The sequence below is a fragment of the Streptomyces sp. NPDC088794 genome (assembly GCF_044750545.1).
Classification (GTDB): Bacteria; Actinomycetota; Actinomycetes; order Streptomycetales; family Streptomycetaceae; genus Streptomyces.
Window position 1 is genome coordinate 1 of record NZ_JBIVKB010000037.1, and the last position, 17,919, is coordinate 17,919.

Genomic DNA, 17,919 nt, shown 5'->3' on the forward strand with positions numbered 1-17,919 from the left:
CCGACGAGACCGTCATGCCCACCGAACTCACCGCATAGCCTCAAAGACGAGATCACCTAGTGGCCGTCAATACACCACTCCAGCGGACGTGACCCCGCCCCAGGTCGTGTACATCGAGGATCGGACGAACCCCAGGAAGCCCGTATGGCGCCATGCTCGGCTGCTGTACACCAGCGAGACCGGCGGAGCGATCCGACGCGGGAGTTGGTCGAAAGTGTGGGCCCGGAACGTCAAGCGTGCGAACACCTACCTGAAGAAGTCAGGCAGCAAGGTCCGTGTCCCCGAGGGCACGACGCTTCACGATCTGCGTCACTTCTACGCCTCAGTGCTGATCAAGAACGGGGCGACACCGAAGCAGGTACAGATGAGGCTCGGTCACGCCAAGCCGTCGATCACGCTGAACGTCTACACCCATCTGTGGGAGGCGGAGGAGGACCGGACTGCCGACATGATGGAGTCCGCGCTGAACGATGTGCCCTGAGAGTGCCCTGCAAGGGGCGGCAGACCCCTAACCCCCTGGTCAGGGGGTTGGTCTTGCACCCTGTGCGGGGGTGCCGCCCCTCTGGCGTGCCCTGCCACCCGGGCGGTCAGGCCGTCGCGCCGCTGTCCACCACCAGGTCCGTGCCGACGACGGACGCCGCGTCGTCCGAGGCCAAGTAGAGGACGGCGGCGGCCACTTCGGCGGTCTCCGAGATACGGCCCAGGGGGAGGGTGGCCCGGGCGCGCTCGGCCCGGTCGCCCTCCGTCTCGCCGGGGCGGAAGGACATGGGGGTGGCGGTGGCGCCGGGGCTGACCGCGTTGATGCGGACGCCCTCGTGGATGTGGTCGAGGGCGGCGCCCCTGGTGAGGACGGAGACGGCGGCCTTGGTGGCGGAGTAGGCGGCGGCGCCGGGGCGGCGGGCGTGGACGCCGAAGACGGAGGCGATGTTCACGATCGCGCCGCCGGACGGCTGGGTCCGCATCTGCCGGATCTCCGCCCGGAGCGCCAGGAACACGCCGGTGACGTTGGCGTCCAGTTGAGCCTGCCAGTCCTCCTCGGACAGGTCGGCGAGCGGGGCGCCGCCCCGGTGGACGCCCGCGTTGTTGACCGCCACGTCGAGGGAGCCGAAGCGGTCGACGGCGGCGCGGACCAGGGCCTCGGTGTCGGGCGCGTGCGACACGTCGGCGGTCACGGCGAGGGCCTTGCCGCCGGCCGCTTCCACCAACCGGACGGTCTCGTCGAGGGGTTCGCGGCGTCGCCCGGCCACGACGACGTTCGCTCCCTCGGCGGCGAACGCGAGGGCGACGCCACGGCCGATTCCGGAGCCGGCACCGGTGACGAGGGCCGTCCGGCCGGTGAAGCGGGCCGTCCTGCCGGTGAGATGGGTGGTGGCCATGATCTCCCCTGTTTCTTGACCGATCGGTTCAGTATATGGGCGTAAGAAAGGCCCCTCCGGGCAAGAGACCGGTGGTGTGGATCAGTCCAGCAACCGCAGGGCCTGTTCCGCCGCGTCCCGCACCCGGGCCGGGTCCGCCGACGCCTTGCCGACCACCCGCAGCCCCTGCATCAGCACCAGCAGCATGCGGGCGAGGGTGAGCGGGTCGCGGTCGGCGGGCAGTTCGTCCTGGGCCTGCGCGCGGACGAGCGCCGAGTGCAGTACGGTCTCCAGCTGGTCCCAGTTGCGCTCCACGCGCCGGGCCGCGACCGGGTCGTGCGGGGCGAGTTCGGCCGCCGTGTTGGTCACCAGGCAGCCGTTCAGGCGCAGTTGCTCGTCGCCGGCCTCCGTCGCGTACCGCCGTACGACCGCCCGTACGGCCGGCAGTGCGGGGCCCGGCTGGGCCAACTCCCGCACGATCGGCGGAAGTCCGGCCCGGTCGTAGCGGTCCAGCGCCTTCAGGTACAGCTCGTGCTTGCTGCCGAAGGTGGCGTAGAGGCTGGCTCGGCCGATGCCCAGGTGTTCGACCAGGTCGGACATCGACGTGGCCTCGTAGCCGCGCCGCCAGAACAGTTCCAGGGCGGACTGGAGTGCGGCGTCGGGGTCGAATTCCTTGGTCCTGGCCATAGGGGGAGGGTAGGACTGTGCGGAACGATCGGTCAAGAAAGGTTCGGCCGGCCTCGACCGTTCTCCCGTCAGGTCGTCCGCACCTCGTACGTCGCCACCCGCACCGACTCGTCGTCCAGGCAGTGCCCGCTCAGCAGGTCGAACCGCTGTTTCAGCAGCGGGGAGGCGACGAACGGGCGGCTCTGGTGGGTGCCGGTGAGGCCGCGGGAGAGGACCGCGGCGCCGTTGAACGGGTCGCGGTTGTCGATCGCGTACAGGGTGCCGTCGCGGTCGCGGAAGAGGGCCACCTGGCGGCCGTCGGGGAGGAGGGCCGCCACCCCGCGGCCCGGGGTCAGCGCGGTGAGGTCGCAGACCGTGAACCAGTCGGTGTCCAGCCGGAGTTGGACCTTCAGGTCGGTCGTCTCGGGTGCCAGGGTCATCGCTGGGCGCTTCCTTCCAGGGGACGGTGGCCGATGGTGAGCAGCGGCAGGTCGGGCTTGATCTGGTCGCGCTCGGGGACGAAGCCGACGACCGGGTCGGGGGTGTCGGGGGCGTTCACGAAGGACACGAACCGGCCCAGCTTCTCGGGGTCGTTGATGGTGGTCGCCCACTCGTCGGCGTAGTTCGAGACGTGGGCCGCCATCAGCGACTCCAACTCCTCGCAGATGCCGAGCGAGTCCTCCACGACCACCTCGCGGATGTGGTCCAGGCCGCCCGGGATCCGCTCCAGCCACACGCTTGTGCGCTCCAGGCGGTCGGCGGTGCGGATGTAGAACATCAGGAAACGGTCGATCAGGCGGATCAGCTCGGCGTCGGTCAGGTCCTGGGCCAGCAGGTCCGCGTGGCGCGGGGTCGCGCCGCCGTTGCCGCCGACGTAGAGGTTCCAGCCGCTCGCGGTGGCGATCACGCCGAAGTCCTTCGACTGGGCCTCCGCGCACTCGCGGGCGCAGCCGGAGACCGCCGACTTGAGCTTGTGCGGGGAGCGCAGGCCCCGGTAGCGCAGCTCCAGGTCGATCGCCATGCGGACCGAGTCCTGGACGCCGTAGCGGCACCAGGTCTGGCCGACGCAGGACTTCACCGTGCGCAGGGCCTTTCCGTAGGCGTGCCCCGACTCGAAGCCCGCGTCCACCAACCGGGCCCAGATCAGCGGGAGTTGCTCGACCCGGGCGCCGAACAGGTCGATCCGCTGGCCGCCGGTGATCTTCGTGTAGAGCCCGAAGTCCCGGGCCACCTCGCCGATCACGATGAGCTTCTCGGGGGTGATCTCACCGCCGGGGATACGCGGTACGACCGAGTACGAGCCGTTCTTCTGGAGGTTGGCGAGGAAGTGGTCGTTGCTGTCCTGGAGGGCCGCCTGTTCGCCGTCCAGGACGTAGCCGCTCGCGCCGATCGTCGGGGCGAGGGACGCGATGATCGAGGCGACGGTCGGCTTGCAGGTCTCGCAGCCGTCGCCGCCCCGGGCGCCCTCGCGGCCGTAGCGGTCGAGCAGGTCCTGGAAGGAGTTGACGCGCAGGGCGAGGACGATCTCGTAGAGCTCCTCGCGGGTCTGGGCGAAGCAGCCGCACAGGCCCTTGTCGACCTCGACGCCGCTCGCCTCCAGTTCGGCGGTGACGAGCTGGCCGAGTACCTTGACGCAACTCCCGCAGCCCGTACCGGCCTTGGTGCACTTCTTCACCTCGGGCACGGTCGTGCAGGAGTGTTCCGTCACCGCGCCCCGGATCGTGCCCTTGGAGACGTTGTGGCAGGAGCAGACGATCGCCTCGTCCGGCAGTGCGGACGGCCCGAGTTGGACCGACTCGCCGGCGGGCAGGACCAGCGACTCGGGGGCGACCGGCGGGACCGAGCCGGTGAACGCGCGCAGGGTGCCGTACGCGTCCGCGTCGCCGATCAGGATGCCGCCGAGCAGCGTGCCGTCCCGGGCGATGACCAGCTTCTTGTACAGGCCCGCGCGGGCGTCGGAGTACACGACGTCCAGGCAGTCCTCGGCGGTGCCGTGCGCGTCTCCGAAGGACGCCACGTCCACGCCGAGCAGCTTCAGCTTGGTGGACAGGTCGGCCCCGGTGAACGCCGATTCGTCCCGGGCGATGGTCGCCGCGACCGTCTCCGCCTGCTCGTAGCCGGGCGCCACCAGGCCGTACACCCGGCCGTCCGCCGCCAGCGCGCACTCGCCGATCGCGAAGACGTGCGGGTCGGCGACCGTACGGCATTGCTCGTCGACCGTGATGCCACCGCGCTCGCCGACCGTCAGACCGCAGTCCCGGGCGAGCTGGTCGCGGGGACGGACACCGGCGCTGAACACCACCAGGTCCGTGGCGAGTTCGGAACCGTCCGAGAGCTTCATGCCGGTGACCGCGCCGTCCGCGTCGGTCACGATCTCCTGCGTGCCCACGCCTGTGTGGACGGTCAGGCCCATGTCCTCGATGGTGCGCAGGAGCGCGGCGCCGCCGCCCTCGTCGACCTGCACCGGCATCAGGCGCGGCGCGAACTCCACGATGTGGCTGGTGAGTCCGAGCCCCTTCAGCGCGCCCGCGGCCTCCAAGCCCAGCAGACCGCCGCCGACCACGGCACCGGTCGTCGCCCTCGACTTCGCGTACGCCTCGATCGCGAGGAGGTCCTCGATCGTGCGGTAGACGAAGCAGCCTTCGGCGTCCTTGTTGGGCACGGGAGGAACGAACGGATACGAGCCGGTGGCGAGGACGAGCGTGTCGTACTCAACTGTCAGCCCGGAGCGGGCGGTTACAGTCCTGGCCGCCCGGTCGATCGTCTCCGCCGGGTCGCCGACGTACAGCTCGATCCCGTGGTCCTTGATGAACTCCGCGTCCGTGAGCGACAGTTCCTCGGGCGTGCGGCCCGAGAAGTACGAGGTGAGCTGGACGCGGTCGTACGCCGGACGCGGTTCCTCGCACAGCACGACCACGCGGTGCGTGGCGGTCAGGCCGCGCTCGGCGAGCGCTTCGAGGAAGCGCTGACCGACCATGCCATGGCCGACCAGCACGATGGTGGGCACCACACGCGGATTCGAGGTCATGCCAGGAGCCTGCGACGCCGGTGTTACCCGACCGCATCACACCTGTTTCCCGCGAGGAACGCTGCCCTCAGCGGGGGCGGGGGGAGGGTGTGAGGGTTCGGGGGGTGGGGCGGGGGCGTGCTGTGAGGCGGGCACGCCCGGGGGCGTGCTGTGCGGCGGGCACGCCCGGGGCGCCGGGGTGGGGCTGGCCGAACCCCCGGGTTCCGTACTCGCACCATCGCCCGCGACCAGGTCGGCGGCGAGTCTTGATGCCATGACCACCACCCGTGAGATCCCGCCCCGCACCATCGCCGACCACACCCGCACCATCGCCGACCACCCCCGCACCACCGCCGACCACCCCCGCACCCCCGCCGGTATCCGCGTCCGACGCGTCCTGCGCGAGCCCTTCACCGCAGGCACCTGGCGCCGCTTCGCCTATGGCGTGGTGGCCCTGCCGATAAGTCTGGCGAGCATCCCGCTCGCCTTGGTCGGGGCGCCGGCGGGACGCTGGCAGCGGGCGGTGATGCGGCGGGTGCTGAGGGAGGACACGGAGGGGACCGTAAGCGATGTGCGCGGCGGAGCCAGGAGCGGGCTCGCCCACGCCCTCGTCTCGTTGCCGCTGAACCTGCTCACCCTCTTCGTCACCGTCTACGGCTGGCTCATCGTCCCCATGAACCTCGGCTGGCCCCTGCGCGCGGGCGACGACTACTCCGGGGCGTGGGGCGGCCCCACCTTCGCCGGCGCGTGGGCGTTCCACGCGCTCCTCGGCGGGATCGGCTTCCTGCTGCTCATGCCGTGGATCGGACGCGGCCTGACCGCCCTCCAGCTCCGGCTCGCCCATCGCTTCCTCGCCTAGGTTGAACGCCGTGAACCGCCTCTACGACCGCGTCCGCTCCCTCCGCGGCGGCTCCTTCCGCCTCCGGTCCCTCCGCCCCCGCACCCTCGCCTCCCTCGCCGCCGCCACCTTCGGCCGCCGCGCCCTCGCCGCTGTCCTCTACGGCGTCATCGCCTTCCCGCTCGCGCTGGTCGGCTTCGTGCTGACGCTGTTCGGGCTCGCGGTGGGCGGGGTGCTGTCGGTGACGACGCTGGGGCTGTGGCTGGTGGCCGGGACGGTGCGGGGTGCGCTGGTGCTGGGGGCGGTGCAGCGGGGGCTTGCCCGGCGGCTGCTCGGGGTGGAGATCGAGGAGCCGCCGGTGGAGCGGGGCGGCGGGGTGTTCGCGTGGCGGCGGGCGCTGCTGGGGGAGCGGTCGGGGTGGCGGGCCGTGGGCTGCGCCCTGTTGACTCCGTTCACAGGCGTTTTGGCGTACGTCGCTGTCGTCATCGGATACGTCTACGGCGTCCTGCTCACACTCCACCCGGTCCTCAGCCGCCTGAACTACAACACCGTCCACCACCCCGACGGCACCGTGACCCACGTATCGCTGGAGTTCTTCGGTTACCAGGTGGACAGCTGGCCGCGCTGGTTGATCCCGTTCACACTCGGTCTGCTGCTGCTCGCCGTCGCCCCGCACCTCCTGCGACACGCGCTCACACCGCACCGCGCCCTGTTGACCGGGCTCCTCGGCACCGACGCCGCCGACCGCCGCATCCGCACGCTGGAGGAGACCCGCGCCCAGGCCGTCGACGACGCCGCCGCGACCCTGCGCCGCATCGAGCGCGACCTGCACGACGGCACCCAGGCTCGCCTGGTCGGCCTCACCATGCACCTCACCATCATCCGCGAACTGATCAGCGCCGACGCGGCCCCCGACCGGGTCCTCACCGTCGTCGACACCGCGCAGGGCAACGCCACCCAGGCCATCGCCGACCTGCGCCACCTGGTCAAGGGCATCCATCCCCCCGTACTCGACCAGGGCCTCCCGGCGGCCCTCGCCGGCCTCGTCGCCGACACCGCGCTCCCCGTCGACCTCACCACCGACATCCCCGCCCGCCCGAGCCAGGCCGTCGAGTCCATCGCCTACTTCTGCGCCGCCGAACTCCTGACCAACGCCGCCAAGCACAGCCACGCGGACGCGGTCGGCGTGACCGTCACCGCCCGCGACGGCCTGGTGCGGCTGCGCGTCACCGACGACGGCCGGGGCGGCGCGGTGATCGGGGCCGGCTCCGGACTCACCGGCCTGCTCGCCCGCGTCCGTACCGTGGACGGCACGCTGACCTGCGACAGCCCGCCCGGAGGGCCTACGGTGGTCACCGTCGAACTGCCCATGTGAGCCGGGTGAAGCGAGTTGCCCAGGTGAACCGGGTGCGCCGGGTCACCCATGTGACGGGAGTGGAATGCGCGTCGTCATCGCCGAGGACTCGGCCCTGCTGCGCGACGGGCTGGCGCAGTTGCTGGAGCTGCGCGGGGTCGAGGTGGCCGCGGCCGTCGGGGACGCCGAGACCCTCCTCGTCGCCGTCGCCGAACACGCCCCCGACGTCGCCGTCGTCGACATCCGTCTGCCCCCGACCCAGACCGACGAGGGCGTACGAGCGGCCGTACGCATCCGAACGGAGCGCCCCGGCACGGGAGTTCTCCTCTTCTCCCAGTACGTGGAGACGGCGCACGCGACCCAACTGCTCGCGAACCCGGCCGGGTTCGGTTACCTCCTCAAGGAACGGGTCGCCGACATCGGGGAGTTCGTGGACGCCCTGGAGCGCATCAAGGCCGGCGGCACCGCGCTGGACCCCGAGGTCGTCGCCCAGCTCTTCGGCGCGAGCCGCCGCACCACGGCCCTGGACACCCTCACCCCACGAGAGCGTGAGGTCCTGGCTCTGATGGCGGAGGGCCGCACCAACCACGCCGTGGCCACGACCCTCACGGTCTCCGAACGGGCCGTGGAGAAACACGTGGCCAATATCTTCACCAAGCTCGACCTGCCCCCGTCGGACACGGGACATCGGCGGGTGCTGGCGGTACTGCGGTACTTGGAGAGCACGTCGTGAGGGAGCGACCGAGTGACCGAGGCCCGCGCTACTGGTGACTGCCGGTCAGATGGGCGAACACGACCACGTTGCCCTGATAGCCCGTACTTCGCGAATACCCGCCCCCGCAGGTGATGACCCGCAGCTCGGGGCGCGCGGCGGCGCCGTACACCTTCTCGTCGGGGAAGTTCTTCGCCTCGTAGACCTCCACCGCGTCCACCGTGAACACGGCCACGCTCCCGTCGCGCCGGTCCACCTCGACGGTGCCGCCCTTCTTCAGGGCGCCGAGGTCGTAGAAGACGGCGGGACCGTCGGCGTTGTCGACGTGGCCGGCGACGACGGCCGTGCCGCGTTCACCGGGGGCGGTGCCGGCCTCGTACCAGCCCGCGAGATTCGGCTTCTCGGCGGGCGGTACGTCGAGGCTGCCGGTCGGGGTGAGGGCGAGGCCCATGAGGGGGGCGTCCACGCGGATCGACGGGATGCGGATGCGGTCGGGCGGGGAGGGCGGCAGCGCGGGCGCGGCGGGCCGTTGGCCCTGCTGGCCGGTGCGCGCGGCGTGGCCCTGCGCGGCCGACGGCTGCGGCGGGGCGTTGCCGGTGCCGCTGTCGAGCAGCCACGCGCCCGTGCAGAGCGCGACCACGGTGACGGTCCCTATGAGGGCGTTGCTGAACCTGCGCACGCGAGCCTCCTGCCTGCCGGAGCGGTCTCCTGCCCGGTGGGGCGACCTGCTGACCGCTGCCCGCGGGCCGCTGCGCGGTCGCCGCGGGAGCGGGCTTCTGCCTGGATGGGACCCCGGTCCCCCTCCGGGCCGCGAGGGGCGTCGGACCCGGAGGGGGAGGGACTTGCGGTACCGGCGAACGGACAGCGGAGGGTGTCCGTCAGATCCCGTCGCCTCTCGCCCGGCGATGCAGGAGCCAGGTACCGCCCGCGGCGGCGACGGCGAGAGCCGCCACGCCGGCCGCGGTCTGTACGGGATCGGGGCCCAGTGCGCCGCCGACCCCCGTCTTGACGCTTCCTCTCGGGTGCACCTGCCCCCGGACCGGGGTCAGCGTGACCACCAGGTCGCCCGAGACCTGCCGCCCGTCCTCCGCACACTCCGCGACGATCTCGTACGTCCCCTGCTGCGCGCTCGGCGGCACCCTGAACTGCCCGATCGCGTCGCCCTCGTGCGCGCTCGGCGCCAGCGTGAAGGCACCGGCGCCCACCGCGCTGGCGTCGCCCGCCGCGGTACCGCCCTCGCCGCAGGCCGCGGTGTTGACGGTGACCTGATCGCCCGGCACGGCCGAGGAGGGGTACACCTCCAGGCTGCCGCCGCCGACGCCGTGGGCCGGCGCGGCGACGAGACCGGCGGCCGCGACGGCGAGCGCGGTACCGGTCAGCAGTCGGGCGGTACGTCGCATCGGTGCTCCCTAGAGCTTCTTCGGTGTCCCCTGCCCTTCCGAGGTAAGTGCCAGCGGGCCGAGCGCGCTTCCTGAGGGTGTGTCAGAAATGCGGTGAATGGGTGGTGAAGCGGTGTAAAGCGGGCCTGGCTGCCTGGCATTTCAGCAGGTCACCGAGGTGGCGCGGGGGCGGGGCGGAAGAGAACCCGAAGGGCGCAGAGCGCGCGTGTGAACGGGTGACCCGACGCGTGGGCACTTTCGCGACCACGTCCGCTTGACCTCAACAATGATTGAGGTACGAGGCTCTCCGCATGCAGACCACAGAGACACGAACCACTACCGAGCCCCTCACCGCCCACCCCTCCGCCGACGCCTCCCCCCTCGCCGTCACCCTCGTCCTGGGCAGCAACCGCCATGGCCGCTTCGGCCCGGTCGTCGCCGACTGGCTCCTGGACCGCATGCGCGACCACGACGACCTGGACCCCGAGATCATGGATGTGGCGGAGGCCGACCTGCCCACGACCTTCGAACCCAGCGCCGCGGCGCTCGCCGCCCGCTCCTCGGTCACCCCGAGGCTGGCGGCCGCCGACGCGTTCGTCGTCCTCACCCCCGAGTACAACCACTCCTTCCCGGCCGGCCTCAAGAACCTCATCGACTGGCACTACACCGAGTGGCGCGCCAAGCCCGTCGCCCTCGTCTCCTACGGCGGCCTCGCGGGCGGCCTCCGCGCCGCCGAACACCTCCGCCAGGTCTTCGCCGAACTCCACGCGGTGACGATCCGCGACACCGTCTCCTTCCACAACGCGGGCACGTCCTTCGACGAGGGCCGCCTGAAGGACCCGGCGGGCCCGGATGCCGCGGCCAAGGTGATGCTGGATCAACTGGTGTGGTGGGGGCGGGCGTTGAGGGAGGCGCGGGCGGTGCGGCCGTACGCCGGATAGCTCCGGAGGGTTCGGGGTCGCCCGAGCGAGGGCGATGCGAAAAGGCCGGTGCCCGCGTGGGGAGGCACCGGCCTTCTTCACGTACGCGGCATCAGTTCACGTTCACCGCACTCCAAGCCGCCCCCACAGCCCCATACTCCAAACTCCCCGCCCCATAAAGATCCCTGGCCGCGTTCAGCGTGGCCGTCCTCGCCCCCGCGTAGTTCGTCGACGACGTCATGTAGACCGTCAACGCCCGGTACCAGATCGCGCCGACCTTGTCGTGGCCGATGCCCGTGAGGGTGGAGCCGTTGGAGGTCGGGGAGTTGTAGTCGACGCCGTTGATGGTCTTCGCGCCGCTGCCCTCCGCCAGGAGGTACGCGAAGTGGTTGGCCACGCCCGAGGAGTAGTGGACGTCGAGGTTGCCGACCGAACTGCTCCAGGAGTCCGCCGAGTTGCCGTCCTTCGACGGCTTGTCCATGAAGCGCAGGGCCGCCTTGCCGAAGCCGGAGCGGACGATCTTCTCGCCGATCAGGTAGTCGCCCTTGTCGGAGGGGTTGTTGGCGTACCACTCGACCATCGTGCCGAGGATGTCGGACGTGGCCTCGTTCAGACCGCCGGACTCGCCGGAGTACGTCAGCGCGGCGGTCTTGGACGTGACGCCGTGGGTCATCTCGTGGCCGGCCACGTCCAGCGCCACCAGCGGCCCGAACGTCGTCCCGTCACCGTCGCCGTACGTCATGCAGAAGCAACTGTCGTCCCAGAACGCGTTGTTGTAGTTGGTGCCGTAGTGCACCCGGTTGTACGAGCCCTTGCCGTCGCCCGCGATGCCGTTCCGGCCGTGGACGTTCTTGTAGTAGTCCCACGTCTCGTTGGTCCCGTACTGCGCGTCCACCGCCGCCGACGCGCGGTCCGAAGTCGCCCCCGTGCCCCAGTGGTTGTCTGCGTCGGTGAAGACCGTGGACGGCGCCCGCACGATGCAGATACCGAAGATGCACAGGTCGGTCTTGTTCGCCGCGTCCCCGGTGTACGTGTTCCCCCGGTTGGGGTCCTTGAGCTGGTACGTCGTCCCGGACACCGTCGTCTCCAACGGCACCGTCCCGCCGTACAGCGACTGCCCGTCCCCGCTCGCCGTCTCGATGCTGTCCCACGCGTCGATCTGCGCGCCGCTGCGCGCGTCGGTGATCACCGTGCGCGCGACGGGGTTGCCGAGGGAGTCCAGGGCCACCACGTTGGTGCGCCAGGCCAGTTTCGGCGTGCCGTGCAGGGCGTCGACCACCAGCTGGGGCTTGGCCGTCAGCTTCTTCAGCGCCTCGCCCAGGTTCGCGGCCCGCAGGGCGTTCGTCGCGAGATCGGCGGCCTTCGGGGCCGACACCGAGGGGGTGATCGAGGGCAGTGATATTCGGCTCTTCGTCGCCCGGTTCGCGCTGCGGTACGTCCCGTCCGCCGCCAGGTGGACCACGAAGTCGCCGCCCAGGACCGGGAGCTGACGGTACGTCCGGTCGTAACGGACGTGCTGTGTGCCGTCCTTGTCGACGATCACGTCCCGGACCGACGTGCTCTGCGTCGAGTCGAGTCCGAGCGCCGACGCGTGCGCGACGAGCGCGGACACGGCGTTGTCGATCGCGGTGGCCCTGGTCGGTCTGTCGGCCGCCTCGGCGCCGGGGGAGAGCGCGGCGGCCAGAAGGGTCGCGGTGGTGACCGCCACTCCTGCGGTGGCGAGACGACGGGAACCTCGGAGGTGCTGGCGTATCGGGCTCATCGATCTCCTCGGGAAGGCGCCAACGGGCGCGTGTGGGGGAGGTGCGCGCTGGTGCTGACCAAGATTTAAGAAGCCCGGGGATGTCATGTCCATACCGCGTCTGCGGAAGAATGTGAGGAAGTGCGTGGGGAGAGAGAATCTTTCTGTGAGCCTCCCCTTCTTCGTCTACGGCACCCTGCGCCCCGGCGAGGTCAACCACGACCTGTTCCTGCGCGCCCGCACCCGCTCCGAGACCCCCGCCCGCCTGACCGGCGCGGTCCTCTACGACGGCCCCGGCTACCCATACGCCGTGGAGGCGCCGGGCGGGGTCGTGTACGGGGAGTTGGTGACCGCCCTCCCGGACCACTACGAGGAACTGCTCGCCGCCCTGGACCGCTTGGAGGAGTACGCGCCGGGCGACCCGAGCAACCTCTACGAGCGCGTGGCCCGCGAGGTGCGGTGCGAGGAAGAGGGCGGGGGAAGGGTCGGAGTCCTGGCCTGGGTGTACGTCGCCGCAGCACCCGTCGCCGAAAACCTGCGCACCCACGGGAAGTTGATCGAAAGCGGCGACTGGTGGATCAGATGAGGCGGATCAGGTGAGTCGGGTCAGATGAGCCTGACCAGCGCCATCGCCGGTGCCGACTCCATCGTCACCCGAAGGCCCGCCCCCTCGTCCCACGCCACGGCCACCCCGGTGTCGGTCGCGTGCAGAACCTCGGTCCGTACGTCCGCCTGCCCCGCCAAATGCCCTACCGGAAGCACCAGTTCGACCCCGTCGCCGCCTCCCCCACCCCTGCGCCACACCGACACATACGCGGCCCCCTCCACCGGCGCCCGCAACCCCACCGCGATCCACTCGTCCGTCCAACCCGGCAGCCCCAACGGCCAGAACGGCACCGCCGTGCGCAGGTCGCCCCGAATCGCCTTGTACGTCGCCACCGCCTCCCGCACCAGCCCCAGCTGACGCTCCGTCATCCGGTCCAGATGGCCGGACAGATGGACCCGCCCCAGCATCGCCGTGCCGAGCGTGAAGCCGATCTCCGCGTCGGAGAAGGACGGTTGCGGGTACGCCCACACCGCCCCCTGCTCCGGCGGCACCACCGTCGGCGCCGCCGCCGCGATCGGTGGGTAGCGGACCGGATCCTGCTGGTCGGAGGTCGACTGGAGTTGGGTGACGGACAGGGACGCGCCGTCCATGCGCATGCCGCCGGACGCGCAGTTCTCGACGACCAGGGTCGGGTACCGGTCCAGCACGGATGCCAACCAGGCCCGCCACGCCCGTGTGTGATCCAGCAGCCCCGGCGCCGACGTCGTGATGTTGTAGTCCAGCTTCAGGTAGCCCACGCCCCACTCGCCGACGATCCGGTCGACGGCGGCGTCGAGGTGCGCGCGGGCCGCGGGGTGGGTCAAGTCCAGTTGGTGACGGCCCTGTTCGGTGACGCGACTGCCGTCTGCGTGACGCAGGAACGCGGCATCCGGCAGTACATTCACCACCTGACTCCGGACGCCCACCACCTCCGGCTCCAGCCACACCCCCGCCACCATCCCGCGCTCCCGAATCCGCCCCAGCACCTCCTGGATACCCCCGGGGAAGCGCCGCCCCGACGGCTGCCAGGCCCCCACGCTGTCCCACCAACCACCGTCGGCCGAGTCGTCGTACCAGCCGGCGTCCACGCAGAAGTACTCCGCGCCCGCAGCGGCCGCCGCGTCGATCAGCGGGAGCAGCTTCTCGGTGGTGGGGTCGCCCATCAGGGTGTTCATGTAGTCGTTGAAGACGACCGGGAGTCGGTCGTGATCCGGATGCGGTCGGCGCACCCGGCGGCGGTACTCCGTGAGCGCGCCCAGCGCCCCGTCGAACCCGTCCCCCAGCGCGAGTGCCGCGTACTCCGACGCGAACTCCTCGCCGGGGCCCAGCTCTTGACTCCAGCCGTGCTCGTCGTACGTCGGCCCGCTCAGCCCCACGTACGTACGCCCCGCCGGCGCCTCGCCCGCGTCCCACGCCCAGCCCGCTGCCGACTCCACCTGCCACAGCCAACACCGCCCGTCCGTACGGTCGGTGAGCGCGCCCATCGCCAGATGACCGTCGGTCGGCCAGCTGCCCCGCCCGGTCAGCCGCAGCGCGGCCCGCGAGTCGTGCTCGTGCACGTCCCGCCCGATGTCCGGCACCGACGCCCGCAACGGCTCGGCGTACCAACGGCATTCGGCGAGCCAGTCGTTGCGGGCCCGGTGTGCGTCCAGCACGTCGGGGGAGGGCAGTCCGCCGAGCAGCAGACTGCCGACGGAACGGACCGTCACCGCCGCGTCGCCCTCATTGCGCACCCGTACCCGCGAGCGCAGCACCGCCACCCCGTCCGGCGACGCGTACTCGGCGAACACCCTCAACCCGCTCTGCGGATCGTCCAGTTCGACGGTCAGGTGATGCCACCCGTCGCCGTAGGTCGCCCGGTGCCCGCGGTACCGCAGCCGCGCCCCCAGCGCCGTACCCCTGAAACGCGGCCCCGACCAGCCGGTGCCCGCACCCATGAGGGTCACGTCGACGAGCGGGAGGCCCGTCACGGTCGGCGTCGGGTCACCGGGTCGGGACACCCGCAGCAACGCGCTCGACTCCTCGCCGAAGTCGAGGTCGAGGAGGAGCGCGGAATGGCCCCAGCGGTAACCGAACTCGTGATCGTTCACCCCGCCAAGCCTAGAGCGCGGCTCACCGGGCCCCGGTCAACGCCCGCTTCACCCCGGCCTCCTTCGGCCCGAGGAACCGCGGATCCGGCTCGAACACCGCGTCCAGCGCCGCCTTCCCCGCCGCGAGAATCTCCCGCGTGCCGCCGTAGTACCAGGTCACGTCGTGCTTGGCGTCCACCCCGACGCCGTACGACGTCACGCCCGCCGCCTGGCAGAGCGCGACCGCCCGCCGGATGTGGAAGCCCTGGCTGATCAGTACGGCCTTGTCCACACCGAAGATCTTCTTGGCGCGGACGCAGGAGTCCCAGGTGTCGAAACCGGCGTAGTCGCTGACGATCCGCGCGTCCGGTACGCCGTGTTCCGTCAGGTACGTCCGCATGGCGTCGGGCTCGTCGTAGTCCTTGCGGCTGTTGTCGCCGGTGACGAGGACGACCTCGATGCGGCCCGCGCGGTACAGCTTCGCCGCCGCGTCGAGGCGGTGGGCGAGGTACGGCGACGGCTCGCCGTCCCACAGGCCCGCGCCGAAGACGACCGCGACCTCGGTGCGGGGCACGTCCGCGATCGTGCGCAGCCGGTCGCCCGTCACGACGTACATCCAGGTCGACGGAAGCAGCGCCAGCACGCAGCCGGCCATCACGGCCTGCACCAGCCGCCGCTGCCCGGCACGCGTGCGTGGCAGACGTGGACGGCGGAGCTTCGGTCGGCGCATCGCACGGCCCCTTTCCGGTCGGTCGCTGGACACTCAGAGACGTCCTGTCAGGCCGTACGGTTCGGCACCCGGCACGTGACCAGGTTCACTACGGGAGGCGAAACTCCAGGTCACGTCACCTCACAGACCCCCTGCACCCCACCGTGAACGCCCCGAAAAGACGCGTCATTCCGGTGCAACGGGACGGCAACCTCGTACCGCCACCATCGGTCCATGACGCCGTCGAACCCTCAGCGCGACGAGTCCACGCCCGCCCACCTCGACAGTACGGCGCACCTCATGAACCGGATCGGCAGCCAACTCGCCAGCCAGCTCAGCCTGGTCGCCCTCGACGGCAGCCGGCGCCCGCGGCCCGCGGTCCCGGCGCTCGTCGTCGTCGCCCACGGCAGCCGCGACCCGCGTGCGCTGAGCACCGTACGCACGCTCCTGGACCGCGTCCGCGCCCTGCGCCCGGGCCTGTCCGTCCACCTCGGCCACATCGAACTGAACGAGCCCCCGCTCCCCGACACGCTCGCCGCCCTCGGCACCGCGCGGGCGGTCCTCGTCCCGCTCCTCCTCAGCCGCGGCTACCACGTCAAGCGGGACATCCCCGAGATGGCCGCCGAAGCAGAGGCACGCACGCGTGTGGCCGCGCCCCTCGGCCCGCACCCCCTCCTGGTGGACGCCCTCCAGGCCCGCCTGGTCGAGGCGGGCTGGCGCATGCGCATGGACGCGGCCACTCGCCGCACGAGCGCCGTGGTCCTCGCCGCGGCAGGCTCCCGCGACCCGGACTCCCAGACCGACACGAACCACACGGCCGCGCTCCTGGCCGACCGTCTGGGCGTCCCCGTCCTCCCCGCCTACGCGAGCACCGCAGCCCCGACGCTCCCGGATGCTCTGGCGACGCTGGCCGCCCAGGGCCGCCGGCGAGTAGCCGTAGCGTCGTACTTCACGGCCCCGGGCCGCTTCGCGAGGGAGTGCGCGGAGCGGGCCCCGTGGATCGCCTCGGCTCCACTGGGAACGCACTCCGCGATGGCCAACCTGTTGCTCCACCGCTACGACCAGGCATGGTCAACGCAGGTGCCGCTGCCCGACCTCAGGGGCGCGGGGAACTGCGCGACCAGCCACAACCAGCCCGCACTCGCCATATAACCGCACCCCGCAGACGCTGGGGCGCACCCCATTTGTCACTGCCTCCGCTTACTGTCGAGTCATGGAAGGCAACAACGACACCCCACCCCCCGGCTACGACCCGACGTCAGTCGCCCGCTGGGCCGCAGAGCCCGACAAACGCCAAGGGCGAACCGCCTTCCAACGCGACCGCGCACGCGTACTGCACTCCTCGGCCCTGAGAAGGCTCGCCGGCAAGACCCAGGTCGTCACGCCGGGCGAGCGCAACTCGTCCGCCTGGGACGCCAGCCCCCGCACCCGCCTCACCCACTCCCTGGAGTGCGCCCAGGTAGGCCGAGAGCTGGGCGCGGCCCTCGGCTGCGACCCGGACCTGGTCGAAGCCGCCTGTCTCTCCCACGACCTCGGCCACCCCCCGTTCGGTCACAACGGCGAACAGGCGCTGAACGAGTTCGCCGACGACTGCGGCGGCTTCGAGGGCAACGCCCAGTCCCTGCGCCTGCTCACCCGCATCGAACCCAAGAGGTTCACCCCCGAGGGTTCCGTCGGCCTCAACCTCACCCGCGCCACCCTGGACGCGGCGACCAAGTACCCCTGGCCGCGCGGCGGCCGCCCCGACGACCCCAAGTCGCCCAAGTTCGGCGTCTACGAGGACGACCGGCCCGTCTTCGACTGGGTCCGCGAGGAAGCCCCCGGCACCCGGATCACGTTCGAGGCCCAGGTCATGGACTGGTCGGACGACGTGGCGTACTCCGTGCACGACGTCGAGGACGGCCTGCACGCGGGCCACATCGACCCCAACTGCCTGCACGCGGAGCCGGAGCGGCAGGCGGTCTTCGCGGTCGCCATAGGGCGGTACGTGCCCGCGGACACCGACCCCGCCGAGCTGGCCGCCGCCCTCGACCGGCTCCAGGACGCCGAGTGGTGGCCGCACGGCTACGACGGCTCGGCCGTCGCGCAGGCCCGCCTCAAGGACGCCACCAGCCAGCTCATCGGCCGCTTCTGCACGGCCGCCGAGTCCGCCACGCGCGCGGCGTACGGCACCGGGCGGCTGACGAGATACGGCGTCGAACTCGTCGTACCCCACGAGACACGGCTGGAGTGCGCGGTCCTCAAGGCGGTCGCCGACCGGTACGTGATGCAGCGGGCCGAGCAGGAGCGGCTGCGGGCCGATCAGCGGATCGTGGTGGCCGAACTGGCGCAGGCGCTCACCGCGCGCGCTCCCGACGGCCTGGATCCGCAGTTCCGCGCCCTGTTCGACCGGGCGGCCGACGACCGCGCCCGCAAACGGGTGATCGTCGACCAGATCGCCTCCCTGACCGACGCCTCGGCCCGCTCGCTTCACGCGCGTCTGACGGGGCACCAGAGAGACTGACGAGAAAAGGGTGACGTGAATCGCGCCCGAATGTGACCCTCCGTGGCCTGATCGGGCCACTCCCTCTTCCCCCATCACAC

The 17,919-nt window shown here is 71.5% G+C and carries 17 protein-coding genes; 8 read left to right on the top strand and 9 right to left on the bottom strand.

Going from position 1 to position 17,919, the window contains the following annotated elements:
- Positions 1-88: 88 nt before the first annotated feature.
- Positions 89-481 carry a tyrosine-type recombinase/integrase gene (locus tag ACIP6U_RS48305; RefSeq protein ID WP_401729887.1) on the top strand — a complete coding sequence of 131 codons (393 nt, stop codon included), beginning with the start codon at positions 89-91 and terminating at the stop codon, positions 479-481.
- 106 nt (positions 482-587) lie between these two features.
- Here ACIP6U_RS48305 and ACIP6U_RS48310 read toward each other — a convergent pair whose 3' ends face one another.
- The 4 genes from ACIP6U_RS48310 to nirB all read right to left on the bottom strand — a co-directional run bounded on the left by ACIP6U_RS48310 (position 588) and on the right by nirB (position 5,049).
- Positions 588-1,376: an SDR family NAD(P)-dependent oxidoreductase gene (locus ACIP6U_RS48310; protein ID WP_401729888.1), complete on the bottom strand. Its 789-nt coding sequence runs from the start codon at positions 1,374-1,376 to the stop codon at positions 588-590.
- Between the two features lie 81 nt (positions 1,377-1,457).
- Positions 1,458-2,042, bottom strand: coding sequence for a TetR/AcrR family transcriptional regulator (locus tag ACIP6U_RS48315; protein WP_401729889.1), 585 nt, complete (start codon positions 2,040-2,042; stop codon positions 1,458-1,460).
- Between the two features lie 68 nt (positions 2,043-2,110).
- The gene (gene nirD, locus ACIP6U_RS48320; protein ID WP_401729890.1) at positions 2,111-2,461 is read right to left on the bottom strand and encodes a nitrite reductase small subunit NirD; all 351 of its coding nucleotides are present in this window, start codon (positions 2,459-2,461) and stop codon (positions 2,111-2,113) included.
- Entirely contained in the window at positions 2,458-5,049 is a 2,592-nt protein-coding gene (nirB, locus tag ACIP6U_RS48325) for a nitrite reductase large subunit NirB (protein ID WP_401729891.1), read from the bottom strand. The genes nirD and nirB overlap by 4 nt, the downstream gene beginning before the upstream one ends.
- A 253-nt stretch (positions 5,050-5,302) precedes the next feature.
- On the opposite strand from nirB, the gene ACIP6U_RS48330 reads away from it, so the two are divergent.
- The 3 genes from ACIP6U_RS48330 (at position 5,303) to ACIP6U_RS48340 (ending at position 7,953) form a co-directional block, all read left to right on the top strand.
- Positions 5,303-5,887, top strand: a complete 585-nt coding sequence (locus ACIP6U_RS48330; protein WP_401729893.1) for a hypothetical protein — start codon at positions 5,303-5,305, stop codon at positions 5,885-5,887.
- 10 nt (positions 5,888-5,897) lie between these two features.
- The gene (locus ACIP6U_RS48335) at positions 5,898-7,241 is read left to right on the top strand and encodes a sensor histidine kinase (RefSeq protein WP_401729895.1); all 1,344 of its coding nucleotides are present in this window, start codon (positions 5,898-5,900) and stop codon (positions 7,239-7,241) included.
- 64 nt (positions 7,242-7,305) lie between these two features.
- On the top strand, positions 7,306-7,953 hold the full coding sequence (locus ACIP6U_RS48340; protein WP_401729897.1) for a LuxR C-terminal-related transcriptional regulator: 648 nt from the start codon (positions 7,306-7,308) through the stop codon (positions 7,951-7,953).
- A 28-nt stretch (positions 7,954-7,981) separates the two neighbouring features.
- Here the strand turns inward: ACIP6U_RS48340 and ACIP6U_RS48345 are convergent, their stop codons facing one another.
- Together ACIP6U_RS48345 and ACIP6U_RS48350 are read right to left on the bottom strand one after the other, a co-directional pair.
- Positions 7,982-8,611, bottom strand: a complete 630-nt coding sequence (locus tag ACIP6U_RS48345; protein ID WP_401729898.1) for a class F sortase — start codon at positions 8,609-8,611, stop codon at positions 7,982-7,984.
- A 199-nt stretch (positions 8,612-8,810) separates the two neighbouring features.
- Positions 8,811-9,332: a hypothetical protein gene (locus ACIP6U_RS48350; protein ID WP_401729900.1), complete on the bottom strand. Its 522-nt coding sequence runs from the start codon at positions 9,330-9,332 to the stop codon at positions 8,811-8,813.
- 290 nt (positions 9,333-9,622) lie between these two features.
- On the opposite strand from ACIP6U_RS48350, the gene ACIP6U_RS48355 reads away from it, so the two are divergent.
- Positions 9,623-10,252 (top strand): NADPH-dependent FMN reductase, encoded by a 630-nt coding sequence (locus tag ACIP6U_RS48355; protein ID WP_401729902.1) that lies wholly within the window; start codon positions 9,623-9,625, stop codon positions 10,250-10,252.
- A 91-nt stretch (positions 10,253-10,343) separates the two neighbouring features.
- On the opposite strand, the gene ACIP6U_RS48360 is transcribed toward ACIP6U_RS48355, so the two are convergent.
- The gene (locus tag ACIP6U_RS48360; RefSeq protein ID WP_401729904.1) at positions 10,344-11,993 is read right to left on the bottom strand and encodes a M4 family metallopeptidase; all 1,650 of its coding nucleotides are present in this window, start codon (positions 11,991-11,993) and stop codon (positions 10,344-10,346) included.
- Between the two features lie 145 nt (positions 11,994-12,138).
- On the opposite strand from ACIP6U_RS48360, the gene ACIP6U_RS48365 reads away from it, so the two are divergent.
- Positions 12,139-12,558, top strand: a complete 420-nt coding sequence (locus ACIP6U_RS48365; protein WP_401729906.1) for a gamma-glutamylcyclotransferase family protein — start codon at positions 12,139-12,141, stop codon at positions 12,556-12,558.
- Between the two features lie 20 nt (positions 12,559-12,578).
- Here the strand turns inward: ACIP6U_RS48365 and ACIP6U_RS48370 are convergent, their stop codons facing one another.
- Both ACIP6U_RS48370 and ACIP6U_RS48375 read right to left on the bottom strand, forming a co-directional pair.
- Positions 12,579-14,648, bottom strand: coding sequence for a glycoside hydrolase family 36 protein (locus ACIP6U_RS48370; RefSeq protein WP_401729907.1), 2,070 nt, complete (start codon positions 14,646-14,648; stop codon positions 12,579-12,581).
- Between the two features lie 22 nt (positions 14,649-14,670).
- Positions 14,671-15,357, bottom strand: coding sequence for a vancomycin high temperature exclusion protein (locus ACIP6U_RS48375; RefSeq protein ID WP_401729909.1), 687 nt, complete (start codon positions 15,355-15,357; stop codon positions 14,671-14,673).
- 213 nt (positions 15,358-15,570) lie between these two features.
- On the opposite strand from ACIP6U_RS48375, the gene ACIP6U_RS48380 reads away from it, so the two are divergent.
- Entirely contained in the window at positions 15,571-16,488 is a 918-nt protein-coding gene (locus tag ACIP6U_RS48380; RefSeq protein ID WP_401729911.1) for a sirohydrochlorin chelatase, read from the top strand.
- Between the two features lie 61 nt (positions 16,489-16,549).
- Positions 16,550-17,839, top strand: a complete 1,290-nt coding sequence (locus ACIP6U_RS48385) for a deoxyguanosinetriphosphate triphosphohydrolase (RefSeq protein ID WP_401729913.1) — start codon at positions 16,550-16,552, stop codon at positions 17,837-17,839.
- Positions 17,840-17,919: the final 80 nt, after the last annotated feature.